This is a genomic window from Streptomyces sp. NPDC026500 (assembly GCF_055567635.1).
In genome coordinates, this window is record NZ_JBVHQB010000015.1 from 22,729 (window position 1) to 39,000 (window position 16,272).

General features: G+C 70.8%; 14 protein-coding genes. 3 read left to right on the forward strand and 11 right to left on the reverse strand.

The window, feature by feature from the left end:
• Positions 1-26: 26 nt before the first annotated feature.
• From ACZ4N5_RS25735 to rimP, 5 genes are all read right to left on the reverse strand, one after another.
• Complete coding sequence (locus ACZ4N5_RS25735) at positions 27-320, reverse strand: DUF503 domain-containing protein (RefSeq protein ID WP_351123437.1); 294 nt, start codon at positions 318-320, stop codon at positions 27-29.
• Positions 321-576: 256 nt separating this feature from the next.
• Positions 577-3,729, reverse strand: coding sequence for a translation initiation factor IF-2 (infB, locus tag ACZ4N5_RS25740; RefSeq protein ID WP_467759424.1), 3,153 nt, complete (start codon positions 3,727-3,729; stop codon positions 577-579).
• Positions 3,730-3,877: 148 nt separating this feature from the next.
• Positions 3,878-4,156 carry a YlxR family protein gene (locus ACZ4N5_RS25745; RefSeq protein WP_467759425.1) on the reverse strand — a complete coding sequence of 93 codons (279 nt, stop codon included), beginning with the start codon at positions 4,154-4,156 and terminating at the stop codon, positions 3,878-3,880.
• A gap of 101 nt (positions 4,157-4,257) precedes the next feature.
• Complete coding sequence (nusA, locus tag ACZ4N5_RS25750; RefSeq protein WP_355842116.1) at positions 4,258-5,256, reverse strand: transcription termination factor NusA; 999 nt, start codon at positions 5,254-5,256, stop codon at positions 4,258-4,260.
• 2 nt (positions 5,257-5,258) lie between these two features.
• Complete coding sequence (rimP, locus tag ACZ4N5_RS25755) at positions 5,259-5,756, reverse strand: ribosome maturation factor RimP (RefSeq protein ID WP_261708020.1); 498 nt, start codon at positions 5,754-5,756, stop codon at positions 5,259-5,261.
• Positions 5,757-6,008: 252 nt separating this feature from the next.
• On the opposite strand from rimP, the gene ACZ4N5_RS25760 reads away from it, so the two are divergent.
• The 3 genes from ACZ4N5_RS25760 to ACZ4N5_RS25770 are packed head-to-tail and all read left to right on the forward strand — an operon-like array spanning position 6,009 to position 8,111.
• Positions 6,009-6,635: a hypothetical protein gene (locus ACZ4N5_RS25760; protein WP_467759426.1), complete on the forward strand. Its 627-nt coding sequence runs from the start codon at positions 6,009-6,011 to the stop codon at positions 6,633-6,635.
• Positions 6,632-7,123 (forward strand): ferritin-like domain-containing protein, encoded by a 492-nt coding sequence (locus tag ACZ4N5_RS25765; RefSeq protein ID WP_467759427.1) that lies wholly within the window; start codon positions 6,632-6,634, stop codon positions 7,121-7,123. The genes ACZ4N5_RS25760 and ACZ4N5_RS25765 overlap by 4 nt, the downstream gene beginning before the upstream one ends.
• A gap of 46 nt (positions 7,124-7,169) precedes the next feature.
• On the forward strand, positions 7,170-8,111 hold the full coding sequence (locus tag ACZ4N5_RS25770; protein WP_467759579.1) for an aminoglycoside phosphotransferase family protein: 942 nt from the start codon (positions 7,170-7,172) through the stop codon (positions 8,109-8,111).
• 384 nt (positions 8,112-8,495) lie between these two features.
• Here ACZ4N5_RS25770 and ACZ4N5_RS25775 read toward each other — a convergent pair whose 3' ends face one another.
• The 6 genes from ACZ4N5_RS25775 to dxr form a co-directional block, all read right to left on the reverse strand.
• Complete coding sequence (locus ACZ4N5_RS25775) at positions 8,496-10,187, reverse strand: proline--tRNA ligase (RefSeq protein ID WP_467759428.1); 1,692 nt, start codon at positions 10,185-10,187, stop codon at positions 8,496-8,498.
• Between the two features lie 71 nt (positions 10,188-10,258).
• Positions 10,259-10,828 (reverse strand): GNAT family N-acetyltransferase, encoded by a 570-nt coding sequence (locus ACZ4N5_RS25780; protein WP_467759429.1) that lies wholly within the window; start codon positions 10,826-10,828, stop codon positions 10,259-10,261.
• A gap of 61 nt (positions 10,829-10,889) precedes the next feature.
• Positions 10,890-11,738, reverse strand: a complete 849-nt coding sequence (locus ACZ4N5_RS25785) for a GNAT family N-acetyltransferase (protein WP_467759430.1) — start codon at positions 11,736-11,738, stop codon at positions 10,890-10,892.
• 542 nt (positions 11,739-12,280) lie between these two features.
• On the reverse strand, positions 12,281-13,438 hold the full coding sequence (ispG, locus tag ACZ4N5_RS25790) for a flavodoxin-dependent (E)-4-hydroxy-3-methylbut-2-enyl-diphosphate synthase (protein WP_467759431.1): 1,158 nt from the start codon (positions 13,436-13,438) through the stop codon (positions 12,281-12,283).
• 168 nt (positions 13,439-13,606) lie between these two features.
• Positions 13,607-14,911 (reverse strand): M50 family metallopeptidase, encoded by a 1,305-nt coding sequence (locus ACZ4N5_RS25795; RefSeq protein WP_467759432.1) that lies wholly within the window; start codon positions 14,909-14,911, stop codon positions 13,607-13,609.
• Entirely contained in the window at positions 14,908-16,164 is a 1,257-nt protein-coding gene (gene dxr, locus ACZ4N5_RS25800) for a 1-deoxy-D-xylulose-5-phosphate reductoisomerase (RefSeq protein ID WP_467759433.1), read from the reverse strand. Before dxr ends, ACZ4N5_RS25795 begins: the two co-directional genes overlap by 4 nt.
• Positions 16,165-16,272: the final 108 nt, after the last annotated feature.

The following is a 16,272-nucleotide window of genomic DNA, read 5'->3' on the forward strand; positions in this document are numbered from 1 at the left end:
TCTCCTTCTTCGCCTTGCTTGTTTCGTCAGTCTTCGTCTGTGTGGACTCTGCGCCGTACCGACAGCAGTTCCACCTCCGGTCGCGCCGCGACCAGCCGTTCGCACCGGTCCAGTACGTCGGTCAGGTGCGTCGTGTCCCCGGAGACCACCGCCAGGCCGATCTCTGCCCTGCGGTGAAGGTCCTGGTTGCCCGTCTCGGCGGCACTCACCGCGTACTTCCGCTGGAGTTCGGCGACGATCGGCCGGACGAGAGAGCGTTTCTCCTTGAGCGAGTGAACATCGCCGAGGAGCAGATCGAAGGACAGCGTCCCCACATACATGTGTAACCGGATGTCCCGCCGGTACGGGATAGATGGCCTGCCAATGCACTTGGCAGGGACATCAGAACCGTACAACGAACCGTCGGCTCGCTCGACGGGGTTTCCGGGCCCCGGGTCGTTCGCCCGATCGGTGACCGGCCGGGGCCGGTCACACAGTTCCCCGCGCCCCGAAGAGGGACGCGGGGAATTGCGTGATCCGGTAAAAGCCAGGCTGGCCGGCGGTGACTGCTCACCGCCGGCCAGCCTGGGAACCGCTTTACGAGCGCGGCTTCTCGCGCATCTCGTACGTCGCGATGACGTCGTCGACCTTGATGTCGTTGAAGTTGCCGAGGTTGATACCGCCCTCGAACCCTTCGCGGATCTCGGTGACGTCGTCCTTGAAGCGACGCAGCCCGGAGATGTTGAGGCTCTCCGCGATGACCTTGCCGTCGCGGACGAGTCGCGCCTTGGTGTTGCGCTTGACCTCGCCCGAGCGGACCAGGACACCGGCGATGTTGCCCAGCTTGGACGACTTGAAGACCTCGCGGATCTCCGCCGTGCCGAGCTCGACCTCCTCGTACTCCGGCTTGAGCATGCCCTTCAGGGCCGCCTCGATCTCCTCGATGGCCTGGTAGATCACCGAGTAGTACCGGACGTCGACGCCCTCGCGCTCCGCCATCTGCGCCGCGCGGCCCGCAGCGCGGACGTTGAAGCCGATGACGATGGCGTCGGAGCCGGTCGCCAGGTTGATGTCGGACTCGGTGACCGCACCCACACCGCGGTGCAGGACACGGATGTCGACCTCGTCGCCGACGTCGAGCTGGAGCAGCGAGGACTCGAGAGCCTCCACCGAACCGGACGCGTCGCCCTTGATGATGAGGTTGAGTTCCTGCACCAGACCGGCCTTGAGGGCCTCGTCCAGGTTCTCCAGGGAGAACCGGACACCCCGGCGGGCGAAGTTGGCGTTGCGCTCACGCGCCGCGCGCTTCTCGGCGATCTGACGCGCCGTGCGGTCCTCGTCGACAACCAGGAAGTTGTCGCCGGCGCCCGGGACGTTGGTGAGACCGAGGACGAGGACCGGAGTCGAGGGACCCGCCTCTTCCACGTTCTCGCCCTTGTCGTCGAGCATCGCTCGGACACGGCCGTACGCGTCGCCGACCACCATGGTGTCGCCGACCCGCAGGGTGCCTCGCTGGACCAGGACGGTCGCGACGGCGCCGCGGCCACGGTCGAGGTGGGACTCGATCGCAATACCCTGCGCGTCCTGCTCCGGGTTGGCCCGCAGGTCGAGCGAGGCGTCCGCGGTGAGGACCACGGCCTCCAGCAGGGCGTCGATGTTCAGACCCTGCTTGGCGGAGATGTCGACGAACATCGTGTCGCCGCCGTACTCCTCGGCCACCAGACCGAACTCGGTGAGCTGACCGCGCACCTTCGTCGGGTCGGCACCCTCGACGTCGATCTTGTTGACCGCGACCACGATCGGCACGTCGGCCGCCTTGGCGTGGTTCAGCGCCTCGATCGTCTGGGGCATCACACCGTCGTTGGCCGCCACCACGAGGATCGCGATGTCGGTCGACTTCGCACCACGGGCACGCATGGCGGTGAACGCCTCGTGACCCGGGGTGTCGATGAAGGTGATCTTGCGCTCTTCGTCGTTGACCTCGGTCGTGACCTGGTACGCACCGATGTGCTGCGTGATACCGCCGGCCTCGCCCGCAACGACGTTCGTCTTGCGGATGGTGTCGAGCAGTCGGGTCTTACCGTGGTCGACGTGACCCATGACGGTCACGACCGGCGGACGCGCGACGAGGAACTCCTCGCCACCCTCGTCCTCGCCGAACTCGATGTCGAAGGACTCGAGCAGCTCGCGGTCCTCCTCCTCGGGGCTGACGATCTCGAGGACGAAGTTCATCTCGTCCGCGAGGAGCTTCAGCGTCTCGTCGGAGACGGACTGCGTGGCAGTGACCATCTCGCCGAGGTTCATCATCACGCCGACGAGCGACGCCGGGTTGGCGCCGATCTTCTCCGCGAAGTCGGTGAGGGACGCACCGCGCGACAGGCGGACGGACTGTCCGTTGCCGCGAGGCAGCATCACGCCGCCGACCGACGGGGCCTGCATGGCCTCGTACTCCTGGCGCCTCTGCCGCTTCGACTTGCGACCACGACGCGCCGGACCGCCGGGACGGCCGAACGCACCCTGTGTGCCACCACGGCCACCGGGACCACCCGGACGACCGCCGAAGCCGGGACGACCGCCGCCGCCACCACCGGGACCACCCGGACGACCGGCGAAACCGCCGCCACCGCCACCGGGACCACCGGGACGACCGGCGAAACCGCCGCCGCCACCACCGGGACCGGCCGGACGACCGGCGAAACCGCCGCCCGGACGACCGCCGCCGCCACCGGGACCACCGGGACGACCGCCACCGGCACCGGGACCACGGCCACCGGGGCCGCCGCCGGGACGCGGGCTGCCCGCGGCCGGACGCTGAGGCATCATGCCGGGGTTCGGACGGTTACCGCCCGGACCGCCGCCGGGACGCGGGGCCTGCGGACGGGGCATGCCGCCCGGAGTGGGACGGGCACCGCCCGGACCGCCCTGCGGACGCGGAGCGCCGCCGGGACCGCCCTGGGGACGCGGAGCACGGTCCTGGCCGCCCGCGCCCTGCGGACGCGGACCACCGGGGGCACCGGCGCCACCGGGACGCGGGGCACCGCCCGGACGGGGCGTCTGCGGACGCGCCATGCCGGTGGAGCCACCAGAGGTGAACGGGTTGTTGCCCGGACGGGGACCGGCCGGACGGGCGCCGGGACGCGGAGCCTGGCCGCCGGGGCGCGGGGCGCCCTGACGGTCGCCGCGCTCGGGACGGTCGCCACGACCCTGACCACCCTGACCGGGACCACCGGCCGGACGGGCACCGGGACGCGGAGCCTGGCCGGCGGGACGCGGGGCGCCCGGACGGGGACCCGCGGCCGGAGCCGAGGACGTCGACGGAGTCGTCGGCGCGGCAGGCGCCGACGGCGGCGCGGTGAACTCGGGCACGGCCGGAGCCGGAGCCGCCGGAGCGGGCTTCGGGGCCGGCTTGGGACCCGGGGTCGGGCGCGGACCCGCGGCGGCCGGGGTGACCGGAGCAGCCGCGGGCTTCTCGGCCGCGGCCGGCTTCGGGGCCGGCGGGCGCGGGGCGGCCGGACGGGCCGTCTGCGCCGGAGAGGGGGCACCCGGCTTGGCCGGGGCAGCCTTGCGCGGGGCGGGCTTGCCGCCACCGTTGCCCTGCTGGAGGGCATCTGTCAGCTTGCGTACGACGGGCGCCTCGATGGTCGAGGACGCCGAACGGACGAATTCACCGAGTTCTTGGAGCTTGGCCATGACGACCTTGCTCTCTACGCCGAACTCCTTGGCGAGTTCGTATACCCGGACCTTAGCCACTTCGCTCCTTTTAGGTCCGGGTTTGCGTCCGGACCGTCGCTACTTCATGGGCGTACTCATCGCGTGCTCATCGAGTGCTCATCGCAATCTCGACCTACTTCCAACTCGCGGAATACCAGGGCCGCACGGGGGTTCCGCACGACGCTTCTTACGGGTTTGCCTGCTCGACGTAGACGCGCAACGCCGCCGTGTCGAGCGGTCCCGGAGCGCGCAGCGCCCGTGGGATCGCCCGGCGGCGGACCGCCAGATCGAGACAGTCCAGAACGGGATGCACGTACGCACCCCGGCCGGGCAGCGTACCGCGATGATCGGGGGCACATTCACCCTCGACCGCCACGATGCGCAGCAAGTCTCTCTTGGCCGCTCGCTCCCGGCACCCCACACAGGTGCGTTCAGGGCATGCGCGGGCTCGCGTCCGGCCAGACACTCTTAAGTCTACCTCCCCGTACCGACCTCACCCCTTTGGGGCAAGAATCGAACGGTTGTTGTCGTGATGTAAGCGATCCGTGGGCCGGATCTATTCCCGCTCTATTCCCCGCGCTGCTCGGCGGGGTGCTCGGTGTCCGGACGGATGTCGATCCGCCAGCCCGTGAGGCGGGCGGCGAGGCGGGCGTTCTGGCCCTCCTTGCCGATCGCCAGCGACAGCTGGTAGTCGGGGACCGTCACGCGCGCGGAGCGGGCCGCGAGGTCGACGACCTCGACCTTGGAGACACGGGCCGGGGAGAGCGCGTTCGCCACCATGTCGGCCGGGTCGTCCGACCAGTCGACGATGTCGATCTTCTCGCCGTTCAGTTCGGCCATCACGTTGCGCACCCGGCCGCCCATGGGGCCGATGCAGGCGCCCTTGGCGTTCAGACCGCTGCGGTTGGACCGCACGGCGATCTTCGTGCGGTGGCCGGCCTCGCGGGCGATGGCTGCGATCTCGACGGAACCGTCGGCGATCTCCGGCACCTCCAGCGCGAAGAGCTTCTTCACGAGGTTGGGGTGCGTGCGGGACAGGGTCACGGACGGACCGCGGACACCCTTGGCCACCCGTACGACGTACGAGCGCAGGCGCAGGCCGTGCTCGTAGTTCTCGCCGGGGACCTGCTCCTGCACCGGCAGGATGGCCTCCAGCTTGCCGATGTCCACGAGCACGTTCTTCGGGTCGCGGCCCTGCTGGACCACACCGGTGACGATGTCGCCCTCGCGGCCCGCGTACTCGCCGAGGGTCGCGTCGTCCTGGGCGTCCCGCAGGCGCTGCAGGATGACCTGCTTGGCGGTGGTCGCGGCGATCCGGCCGAACCCCGACGGGGTGTCGTCGAACTCGCGCGCCTCCTGCCCCTCCTCCAGGTCCTCGGGGTCCTCCTTCGCCCACACGGTCACATGGCCGGTCTCCCGGTCGAGTTTCACGCGCGCGCGCCGGCGGCTTCCCTCGGTGCGGTGGTAGGCGATGAGGAGGGCCGACTCGATCGCCTCGACCAGCAGGTCGAAGGAGATCTCCTTCTCCCGTACCAAACCCCGCAGGGCACTCATGTCGATGTCCACGGCTACGCCTCCTCTTCCTTCTTGTCCTTGCGGCTGAACTCGACCTGGACGCGGGCCTTGACGATGTCCGCGAAGGCGAGCCGCTTGGCGGTGGGCTTGCGCCCCTTCACGCCCGGCACTTCGACATCCAGACCGTCGTCCTCGACCCGCAGGATCCTGGCGAGCAGTTCTTCGTTGTCCGCCAGCTGGAACTTCACCAGGCGGTCGGTGGCGCGTACGTAGTGGCGGTGCTCCTTGAGCTCGCGCTCGGCACCGGGGGTTCCTACTTCGAGGGTGTATTCACCCGCACCCATCGCGTCCGTCTCGTCGAGCTTCGCCGAGAGCGCGCGGCTCACATCGGCGATCGCGTCCAGGTCGGCACCTTCGTCCGAATCCACGACGACGCGCAGAACACGCTTGCGACCTACGGTCTCCACTTCGATCTCTTCAAGATCGAGGCCCTGGGAGCTCACGAGCGGATCCAGGAGTTCTCGCAGCCTCTCGCTCTGGGTCGTGCTCATCCGGGTGACTCCTCGGCCGCGTGTGCTGTTGTGGGTTGGTCGCGTGTCAGCTCAAAGGGTATCCGGTCGCGGAGGGTGTTGCCGTCCACCGGAGCGGGCGCGCTCGCGCCGACGGGTGCCGGAGGGCCTCCGCGAAATCGCCCCGGAGACAGATGGAGGAGAGCCGCTGGGAGGTGATCGGCCCATGCGCGGGTACCGTGATCACGGGCAGCTCGCCCATACATTCGTACGAGCCCTCCGAGGACGTCTGCCGTGTCGTTCCCCCTGCCGTCGCGCACCCCGTCGGGTCCGCGCCGAAGGACCCTGCTCGCGGCCGCCGCGGGCGCCTTCGCGCTCGCGGGCTGTTCCGCTCCCGAGCCGTCCAGCGACACGACGGGCGGCAGCCCCTCGGCCGCAGACCGGGCCCGCGCGCGTGCCGCCCGCGACAGCATGACGCTCTCCGACCGGTACACCGCGGTGATCGCCGCCCATCCGGACCTTGCGGAGCGGCTCGGCCCGCTGCGGGCGGAGGTGGTCCGGCACGTGAAGGCGTTCGGAGGCGGCAGCGCGGGGGCGTCCGCGTCCCCGTCCGTCTCTCCGCCCTCGCCCTCCTCGTCGGCTTCTCCGTCCACGTCCCCGTCGGGGTCTCCGTCGGTTTCCGCGTCGGAGTCGGCGTCGAGCGCGGCTTCGGCTTCGGCTTCGGCTTCGGTCAGTGCCTCCCCCGGTGTGGCGGCCCGGCCCAAGGACGCGCTCGCCGACCTCGCCTCCGCCGAACTGGCGCTCGCGGACGAACGGACGCAGGCACTTGTGGAGGTTCCCGGCGAGCTCGCCCGACTGCTCGCCTCGGTGGCGGCGGCCGGTGCGGCCCACGCGTTTCTGCTGACGAAGGCGGCGAAGTGAGCAAGCGGAACAAGACCGAGGAAGCCGAGCTCAAGGCCCTGCAGGCCGCGCTGGGCGCCGAGCACGCGGCCGTCTACGGCTACGGTGTCGTCGGCGGCCGGATCGGCGAGGCCCGGCAGCCGGACGCCCGGTCGGGGTACGACGCCCATCGGGCACGCCGGGACGAACTGGCGCGGGCGGTGAAGGACATGGGCGGCACACCCGAGGCCGCGTCGGCCGCGTACATGCTGCCGTTCCCCGTGACGAACACCGCCACGGCCATACGGTTCGCGGCCGAGCTGGAGGAGCGGGTGGCCGACGTGTACTCCGACCTCGTACGCGCCGCCACGGGCGACCGGCGGCGCATGGCGGCCGGGGCGCTGCGGGAGGCCGCAGTCCGTGCGGTGCGCTGGAGCGGCGAGAGCGTAGCCTTCCCTGGGCTCGCCGAGCGGGCCGGCAACCCGTCCGCCACTCCCACTCCGTCCGCAACGGCGCCCTCGCCGACGTAACGCGACCTGGAACCTGGAAGGGAACATCCCGCGCATGGACTCGCGCATGGCCTTCGAACCGCCGCAGCGCCTTCTTCGGGCGCTCGGCGAGACCCGCCGGAGCGGGCCGGAGGGGGCCGACGAGGCCGACGAGTGGCTGGAGAGACTGCCCGAGCTGGTCCAACAGGCCCTCGATCTACGCGAGTTGACCGTGGAACGGGTGCAGGCACCGGGTGGGCGCAGCAGTCTGGTCGTCCTGGTGCGGCAGGCCGGCGGCACGCCCGCCGTGCTGAAGCTGTCGCCCGAGCGGGCGCGTCCGGAGAGCGAGCGAGCGGCGCTCGCCCACTGGGACGGCCGCGGCGCGGTCCGCCTTCTCGCTCCGGACGACAGCAACGACACCCACGGCGTCCTGCTGCTGGAGCGGCTGCACCCGGACATGTCCGTACGGTCGCTGCCCGAGGCGAAGGCCCTGCTGGAGGCGGCGGGGACGCTGCGGCGGCTGTGGGTCGAGCCGCCCGCCGGCCATGTCTTCGAGACCGTCGCGGAGCGCACCGGGCGGCAGGCCGAGGCCATGCGGGCCACGGCGGCGGCCGAGGCCGGTACCGGAGCCGAGGTCGGGGCCCTGGTCGACGCGGCGCTCGCGGCCCGCGACGAGCTGCTGGCCGGACCGCCCGAGGCACGGCTGCTGCACGGCACGTTCCGGCAGAGCAAAGTGCTCGCCGGGGAGCGCGTGCCCTGGCTGGCCGTGGGGCCGGACCCGGTGGTCGGTGAGTGCGCATTCGACCTGGCCCGGCTGGTCCGCGACCGGGTGGAGGACCTCATCGCGTCGCCTTCGGGGCCGTCGATCACCCGGCGCCGGGTCAAGCGGCTCGCCGAGTCCCTGGACGTGGACCAGGAACGGCTGCGCGGCTGGACCCTGTTCCGCGCCGTCGAGTCGGGTGTCCGGGCGGGCCGGGTCGGCCGCCTCCGCGACGCCGAACTCCTCCTGGAGTTCGCCGGCTGGCTCTAGGGCCTGTCTGACACTTCGCGTCGGATCAGGCCTCGGCGTCTGGCGCCGTGCAACGTAAGGCGGAGGGTCGCCCTCGTACCGGGCGTACTTGGGCGTGCCCGACAACGCGGCGAGTTGCGGTGCCAGGCGTCGCGGGCGCGGCGCCTGGCACCGCAACTCGCTCTCGGCTTCGACGAGTTCGAGGATCCCCTGGCGCACGGCCGGCGGCGCCCGCTCGGGTTCTGTCCGGGCCGCACCTCCCCGCGTGGCACATGACCCTTATGACACATGGCACATGACGGACCGTCATGTGCTGCGGGTGCGGAGAACAGCCCGAGAGAAAAAGACCGACGGCGCCCCTCGCCCCTCGCGAGAGGAGCTGTGGGGGCGCCGTCGGCTGAACGGCTACGCCGTCAGGCGGGCGATCGCCTCTTCGACGGTCAGTTCCTCGCGCTCGCCGGTGCGGCGGTCCTTCAGCTCCACGACGCCCTCGGCCGAGCGGCGGCCGGCGACCAGGATCGTCGGTACGCCGATGAGCTCCGCGTCGGTGAACTTCACGCCCGGGGAGACGCCGGCACGGTCGTCGACCAGGACGCGGACACCCGCGGCACCGAGCTTCTCGGACACGTCGAGCGCCAGCTCGGTCTGGAGGGCCTTGCCCGCGGCGACCACGTGCACGTCGGCGGGAGCGACCTCCTTGGACCAGCACAGGCCCTGCTCGTCGGCCGACTGCTCGGCCAGCGCGGCGACCGCGCGGGAGACGCCGATGCCGTACGAGCCCATGGTCACGCGGACCGGCTTGCCCTGCTGCCCGAGGACATCGAGACCGAAGGTGTCGGCGTACTTGCGGCCGAGCTGGAAGATGTGACCGATCTCGATGGCGCGGTCCATCTTGAGGCCGGTGCCGCACGCCGGGCAGGGGTCACCCGCCTGCACCACGACGACGTCGAGGTAGTCGTCGACCTCGAAGTCACGGCCGGCGACGACATTCTTCGCGTGCGTGTTGATCTTGTTGGCGCCGGTGATCCAGGCCGTGCCGGGCGCGACGCGCGGGTCGGCGATGTAGCGGACCTTCTCCAGACCCTGCGGGCCCACGTAGCCGCGTACGAGGTCGTCGCGGCCCTCGAAGTCCTCGGCCGTGACGAGCTCGACGACGGCCGGGGCGAGGTGCTCGCCCAGCTTGCCGAGGTCGACCTCGCGGTCGCCGGGGACACCCACGGCGACGATCTCGCCGTCGACCTTGACCAGCAGGTTCTTCAGGGTCGCGGAGGCGGGCACGCCGAGGTGCTCGGCGAGCGTCTCGATGGTCGGGGTGTCGGGGGTGTCCAGCTCCTCGACCGCGCCGTGCTCCGCGGACACGGGCGTGAGCTTGAACGTCACGGCCTCCGTGTTGGCGGCGTAGTCGCAGGCCGGGCAGTCCACGAAGGTGTCCTCACCGGCGGCGGCGGGAGCGAGGAACTCCTCGGAGGCCGAGCCGCCCATGGCGCCGGAGACGGCGGACACGATGCGGTAGTCGAGACCGAGGCGCGCGAAGATCTTCTGGTACGCCTCGCGGTGCAGCTTGTAGGACTCGGCGAGGCCCTCGTCCGTGATGTCGAAGGAGTACGAGTCCTTCATCTGGAACTCGCGGCCGCGCAGCACGCCGGAGCGCGGGCGGGCCTCGTCGCGGTACTTCGTCTGGATCTGGTAGAGCATGACCGGCAGGTCCTTGTACGAGGCCACCTGGTCCTTCACGACCAGGGTGAAGATCTCCTCGTGCGTCGGGCCGAGCAGGTACTCGGCGCCCTTGCGGTCCTTGAGGCGGAAGAGGAGGTCGCCGTACTCCTCCCAGCGGGCCGAGGCCTCGTAGGGCTCCTTGGGCAGCAGGGCCGGGAGGAGCACCTCCTGGGCGCCGATCGCGTCCATCTCCTCGCGGACCACCCGGGAGACGTTGTCGAGGACCTTCTTGCCGAGCGGCAGCCAGGTCCAGATGCCCGCGGCGTTGCGCCGTACGTAGCCGGCGCGGACCAGCAGCTTGTGGCTGAGCGTCTCCGCGTCCGCGGGGTCGTCACGCAATGTCTTGACCATCAAACGGGACATGCGCTGGACCTGGGCCATGATTCTCGACTCCTGCTGCGTAAGGGTGATGTCTGGAGGTTATCCGGGCAGCGGCCGTCCCCGGAAATCCATTAGCGGTGTCGCAGGGGAAGCGGGGCGCCCATCACGGCGTACGGCTTGGGTGCGCTGGGGAACAGGACCTGCCGTGCGAGGTCCTCGTAGCCGAGGGAGCGGTACAGGCCGCGGGCCGGGCTGTCGATGTCGATCGCGGAGAGGATCGAGCGGGGTTCGGCCGCGGTGTCCGTGATGGTGGTGATCAGGGCTCGGCCGACACCCCGGTTCTGGAAGCGCGGGTGGACGTGCAGTTCGGTGATCACGAAGGAGTCGTCGAGCCAGCCGTCGTGGCCCCGGCCGCGCAGATACGGTTCGACGACGGTGGACCACCAGTGCGCGCGGTCGTTGGGCATGCCGTAGACGAAGCCGACGAGCCGTCCGTCGACGGTGGTGGCGCCGAGCGCGTGGGCTCCCGGGAAGGTGAGGTGGCGCAGCACGATCTGACGTCGTACGGCGATCTCGTCGGCGCCGAGGCCGAAGGCGAGCGCCTGCACGGCGAGCGCCTCGTCGACGCGCGCGGTGAGATCCAGCGGGCCGATGACCACGTCGTCGGAGTCGCGGGGGCCCTGACCGGGGAAGCGCAGCATGCCGGGAGACTACCTGGCGAACAGCGGGACGTGTGAGGTCCCGCCGGGCCCGCGCCTGGCGTCAGAACAGGACACTCATGAACGCGCCGACCTCTTGGAACCCGACGCGGCGGTACGTCGCCCGCGCCGCCGTGTTGAAGTCGTTGACGTAGAGGCTGACGACCGGGGCGACATCGGCGAGGGCGTAGCGCAGCACGGCCGCCATGCCGGGGGCCGCAACTCCCCGCCCGCGGTACTCGGGGGCCACCCACACGCCCTGGATCTGGCAGGCCTGGCCGGTCGCGGCGCCGATCTCGGCCTTGAAGACGACCTTGCCGTCCTGGTCGAGGCGGGCGAAGGACCGGCCGGAGCCGACGAGTTCGGCCACCCTGGCCTGGTAGAGCAGGCCGCCGTCGCCGGCCATCGGCGAGACGCCGACCTCCTCGGTGAACATGGCCACGCACGCCGGCATGATCGTCTCCATCTCGTCCTTGCGGATGCGGCGGACGAACGGATCCGGGGCGATGTCGGCGGGCAGCCGGTCGGTCACCATGAGCGGCTGGTGGGCGCGGACTTCGCGGGCGGGGCCCCAGCTCGGTTCGAGCAGCCGCCACAGCTGGGCGGTGGCTTCGGCGGGACCGACGATCGAGGAGCAGCGGCGGCCGCCCCTGCGGGCCCGGTCGGCGAAGCCGCGCACGGCGCGCTGGGTGGCGCAGATCGGGACGAGGTTGGCGCCCGCGTAGCAGAGGGACTGCAGCATGCCGTCCTCGTACCAGCCCCACATCTCGCCGCCGAGCCGCCATGGGTCGAGCCCGGCGACCTGTACACGGGAGGCGACGAAAGCATTCGCCACCGGCTCGCGGCCGAGGACCGCGAGCGCGGCGTCCAGGTCACTCGGTTCGAGGACCCTGGTGGTGGTCTGGGTCAACACGTACGGAGGCCTCACCCTGGGGTCTGCTGATCTCCGCACTGTACCCGGAGAGGTTGTGCCCTGCCCGCCCCCTTGCACGGGCCCAACCGGCCGTGCCCGGCGGCCACGAGCCGCCTGCCGGACCGGTCGCGGGCCGCGCGGGGGCTGTTCGCGCAGTTCCCCACGCTCCCGGGAGCGTGGCCCCGGCCAGGGGTCCGCGGGAACCTCGGCGGACCCGGGGTCCGCCGGGAGACCGGGCTGGTTTCCCGGGCCACGCGGAACCCGGGCCGGGCTCGGGGCCCACGTGGGAACCTCGGCCGGTCCGGGACGGCCAGGAACCAGGGCCGCCTTCCCGCGCCACCCGGAACCTCGGCCGACCCAGGATCCACGTGGAACACCTCGACCGGCCCGGGTCCGCCCGGGACCGTGGGCCGGTCCGGGATCCGCGGGAACCTTGTTCGGTCCGGAGTTCGCCGTGGACCTCGGTCGGGCCCGGGTTCGCCGGGAACCTCTGCCTGTCCGGGGTCCGGGGACATCTGTCCGTCCAGGGGCGAGCGTGTGGGTCAGCCGGCCACGGACACGGACGGCTCGCCGGAGGCGATGCCCTCGGCCTCCATCTGTTCGGCGAGCTTCATCGCCTCTTCGATCAGGGTCTCCACGATCTTCGACTCGGGGACGGTCTTGATGACCTCGCCCTTGACGAAGATCTGGCCCTTGCCGTTGCCGGAGGCGACACCGAGGTCGGCCTCGCGGGCCTCGCCCGGACCGTTCACGACGCAGCCCATGACGGCGACGCGCAGCGGGACCTCCATGCCGGTGAGGCCGGCGGTGACTTCCTCGGCCAGCTTGTACACGTCGACCTGGGCTCGGCCGCAGGACGGGCAGGAGACGATCTCCAGGCCGCGCTGCTTGAGGTTCAGCGACTCCAGGATCTGCAGGCCGACCTTGACCTCCTCCACCGGCGGGGCCGACAGGGAGACGCGGATGGTGTCGCCGATGCCCTCGGAGAGCAGGGCGCCGAAGGCGACGGCCGACTTGATGGTGCCCTGGAAGGCGGGACCGGCCTCGGTCACGCCGAGGTGCAGCGGGTAGTCGCACGCGGCGGAAAGCTGGCGGTAGGCATTGACCATGACGACGGGGTCGTTGTGCTTGACCGAGATCTTGATGTCCCGGAAGTCGTGCTCCTCGAAGAGGGAGGCCTCCCAGAGCGCGGACTCGACGAGCGCCTCGGGCGTGGCCTTGCCGTACTTCTGGAGCAGACGCTTGTCGAGCGAGCCCGCGTTGACGCCGATCCGGATCGGGGTGCCGGTGTCCTTCGCGGCCCGCGCGATCTCCTTGACCTGGTCGTCGAACTGCTTGATGTTGCCGGGGTTGACGCGGACGGCGGCGCAGCCGGCGTCGATCGCGGCGAAGACGTACTTCGGCTGGAAGTGGATGTCCGCGATGACCGGGATCTGGGACTTCTTGGCGATCGTGGCGAGCGCGTCGGCGTCGTCCTGGGTGGGACAGGCGACGCGCACGATCTGGCAGCCGGACGCGGTCAGCTCGGCGATCTGCTGAAGCGTGGCGCCGACGTCCGACGTACGTGTGGTCGTCATCGACTGCACCGAGACGGGTGCGTCTCCACCCACGGCCACGGTCCCGACCTGGATCTGCCGGGTCTTCCGGCGCTCGGCCAGCTTGGTCGGAACGGACGGCATGCCGAGAGAAATCGCAGTCATCTGCTGTGCAACCCCAAGTTGTGGATCAAGGTCCCGGAATCGTGGGCTCCAGGCTTCGAGATTACGGTACGGGCGCGCCAGGGAGCACATCACGCCCCCGCTCCCAAACCCACTCAATGGAAGGCGGCCGGGCACCCAGGGTGCCCGGCCGCCGCCAACGCGGGCTTACTAGGAGATTTTCACCGGGTTGACCACGTCCGCCACGAGCACCAGCAAGGTGAAGCAGACGAAGATTCCGGCCACCACGTAGGCCACCGGCATCAGCTTCGCCACGTCGAACGGACCCGGGTCCGGCCGCTTCAGGACCTTCGCCGTGCTGCGGCGCAGCGACTCCCACAGCGCGCCCGCGATGTGCCCGCCGTCGAGCGGGAGCAGCGGGAGCATGTTGAACAGGAACAGGGAGAGGTTGAACCCGGCGACCAGCAGGAGCATCATCGCGACCTGCTGCGATGCGGGGATGTTCAGGGTGAAGACATCGCCGCCGATGCGTGCCGCGCCGACCACGCCCATCGGGGAGTCGGCCTTGCGCGGGCCGTCGCCGAAGGCCGCGTTCCACAGGTCGGGGACCTTGCCGGGCAGCGAGACCAGGGACTCGACGCCGTTCTGCATCATGTCGCCCATGCGGTTCACGGACTCGCCCAAGGACTGCTGGACGATGCCGGAGGCGGGCGTGAAGCCGAGGAAGCCGGCGTACACGTACTTGCCCTCGACATAGCCGCCGTTGCCGTCGGTCTTGCTCACCTGGTTCTTGATCAGGTGGGCCTTCAGGTCGACCTGCTGCCCCTTGCGCTCGACGGTGATCGTGACGTCCTTGCCGGGGTTGGCCCGGATGTCGGACTGGAGGGCCGACCAGTCGCCGACCGCCCTGCCGTCGAACGCGACGATCTTGTCGCCGCCCTTGAGGCCGGCGGCCTTGGCGGGCGCCGCCTGGTCGTTCGCCGCGCACTTCGTGCGGTTCTCGCTCTGCTGGATGACGCAGTCCGAGACCTTGCCGACCGTGGTGGTCTGGGTCTGGACGCCGAACGTCATCATCACGCCGAGGAAGATCGCGACGGCGAGGATGAGGTTCATGAAGGGACCGGCGAACATCACGATCACGCGCTTCCACGGCTTGCGCGTGTAGAAGAGGCGGGTCTCGTCGCCGGGCTTCAGCTCCTCGAAGGCCGCCGACCGGGCGTCCTCGATCATGCCCCGGAAGGGGGACGTCGAGCGGGCCTCGATCCTCCCGTCCGGGCCGGGCGGGAACATGCCGATCATGCGGATGTAGCCGCCGAGCGGAACGGCCTTGATGCCGTACTCGGTGTCACCCTTCTTGCGCGACCAGATGGTCGGGCCGAAGCCGACCATGTACTGCGGCACCCGGATGCCGAAGAGCTTGGCCGTCGACAGATGTCCCAGCTCGTGCCACGCGATCGAGATCAGCAGCCCGAGCACGAAGACGACTATGCCGAGGATCATCATCAGGGTCGTCATGCACGAGCCTCCGCGATTGTCGTCTGTGCCGTCAGTTCACGGGCCCGGGCACGCGCCCAGGTCTCCGCTTCGAGGACGTCCGCGAGGGTCAGGGAAGTTCCCGTACGCGGTGTGCCGTGTTCCTCGACGACCCGGGTGACGGTTTCCATGATCCCGTTGAACGGCAGTGTGCCGTTCAGGAACGCGTCCACGCACTCCTCGTTGGCGGCATTGAACACCGCCGGGGCCGTACCCGCGAGCTCCCCCACGTGCCGGGCGAGCCCCACCGCCGGGAAGGCGTCGTTGTCGAGGGGGAAGAACTCCCAGCTCGACGCCGTCGTCCAGTCGAAGGCGGGAGCCGCGTCCGGGACGCGCTCGGGCCAGCCGATGCCGATGGCGATCGGCCCCCGCATGTCGGGGGGCGTCGCCTGGGCGATCGTCGAGCCGTCCGTGAATTCCACCATCGAGTGGACATACGACTGCGGGTGCACGACCACCTCAATCCGATCGAAGGGAATGTCGTAGAGGAGGTGCGCCTCGATGACTTCCAGTCCCTTGTTGACCAGGGTCGCGGAGTTGACCGTGATGACCGGGCCCATGGCCCAGGTGGGGTGCGCGAGGGCGTCGGCCGGTGCCACGTCCGCCAGCTCCGCCTTCGTACGGCCGCGGAACGGGCCCCCGGAGGCGGTCACGACGAGTTTGCGCACATCCGCGCGGGTGCCGGAGGCCAGCGCCTGGAACAGGGCGGCGTGCTCGGAGTCGACCGGGATGATCTGGCCCGGCTTGGCCAGCGCCTTCACCAGGGGGCCGCCGACGATGAGCGACTCCTTGTTGGCGAGCGCGAGGGTGCGGCCCGCCTCCAGGGCGGCGAGGGTGGGCGCGAGGCCGATGGAACCGGTGATGCCGTTGAGGACGGTGTGGCAGTCGGAGGCCGCGACCTGGGTGGCCGCGTCGGGTCCGGCGAGGATGTCGGGAAGGGTCTCACCGGGGGCGTAGTGGGCCGCGAGGGCCTCCCTGAGCGCCGGAACGGCGTCCTCGCGCGCGACGGCGACCGTCCGCACCCGCAGCCGGTGGGCCTGTTCGGCGAGCAGGGCGACCCTGCCGCCGGCGGCGGACAGCGCGGTGACCCGGAACCGGTCGGGGTTGCGCAGCACGAGGTCGATGGCCTGGGTGCCGATCGAGCCGGTGGATCCGAGGATCACGACATCCCGGACTCCGTCCACGGGGTCGAAGACAAGATGCGGATCAGCGAGGGGGGCTGGACTGTCGCTCATCCCCCCATTGTGGCCGCATCGCGTCCGCCGAAGGACAGGGCGTCCCTCATTCCCGCCGCCTCCCCCGCGATTCCCGGTGCGCGGCCGTGTCCACGGGCCCGCGCGAGG

What these genes read in the sequence shown, in the direction of transcription:
- ACZ4N5_RS25735 (WP_351123437.1), bottom strand. Translation starts at nt 320, where the DNA reads ATGTATGTGGGGACGCTGTCCTTCGATCTGCTCCTCGGCGATGTTCAC.
- rimP (WP_261708020.1), bottom strand. Translation starts at nt 5,756, where the DNA reads ATGAGCACGACCCAGAGCGAGAGGCTGCGAGAACTCCTGGATCCGCTC.
- ACZ4N5_RS25770 (WP_467759579.1), top strand. Translation starts at nt 7,170, where the DNA reads ATGGCCTTCGAACCGCCGCAGCGCCTTCTTCGGGCGCTCGGCGAGACC.
- ACZ4N5_RS25775 (WP_467759428.1), bottom strand. Translation starts at nt 10,187, where the DNA reads ATGGCCCAGGTCCAGCGCATGTCCCGTTTGATGGTCAAGACATTGCGT.
- ACZ4N5_RS25780 (WP_467759429.1), bottom strand. Translation starts at nt 10,828, where the DNA reads ATGCTGCGCTTCCCCGGTCAGGGCCCCCGCGACTCCGACGACGTGGTC.
- ispG (WP_467759431.1), bottom strand. Translation starts at nt 13,438, where the DNA reads ATGACTGCGATTTCTCTCGGCATGCCGTCCGTTCCGACCAAGCTGGCC.
- ACZ4N5_RS25795 (WP_467759432.1), bottom strand. Translation starts at nt 14,911, where the DNA reads ATGACGACCCTGATGATGATCCTCGGCATAGTCGTCTTCGTGCTCGGG.
- dxr (WP_467759433.1), bottom strand. Translation starts at nt 16,164, where the DNA reads ATGAGCGACAGTCCAGCCCCCCTCGCTGATCCGCATCTTGTCTTCGAC.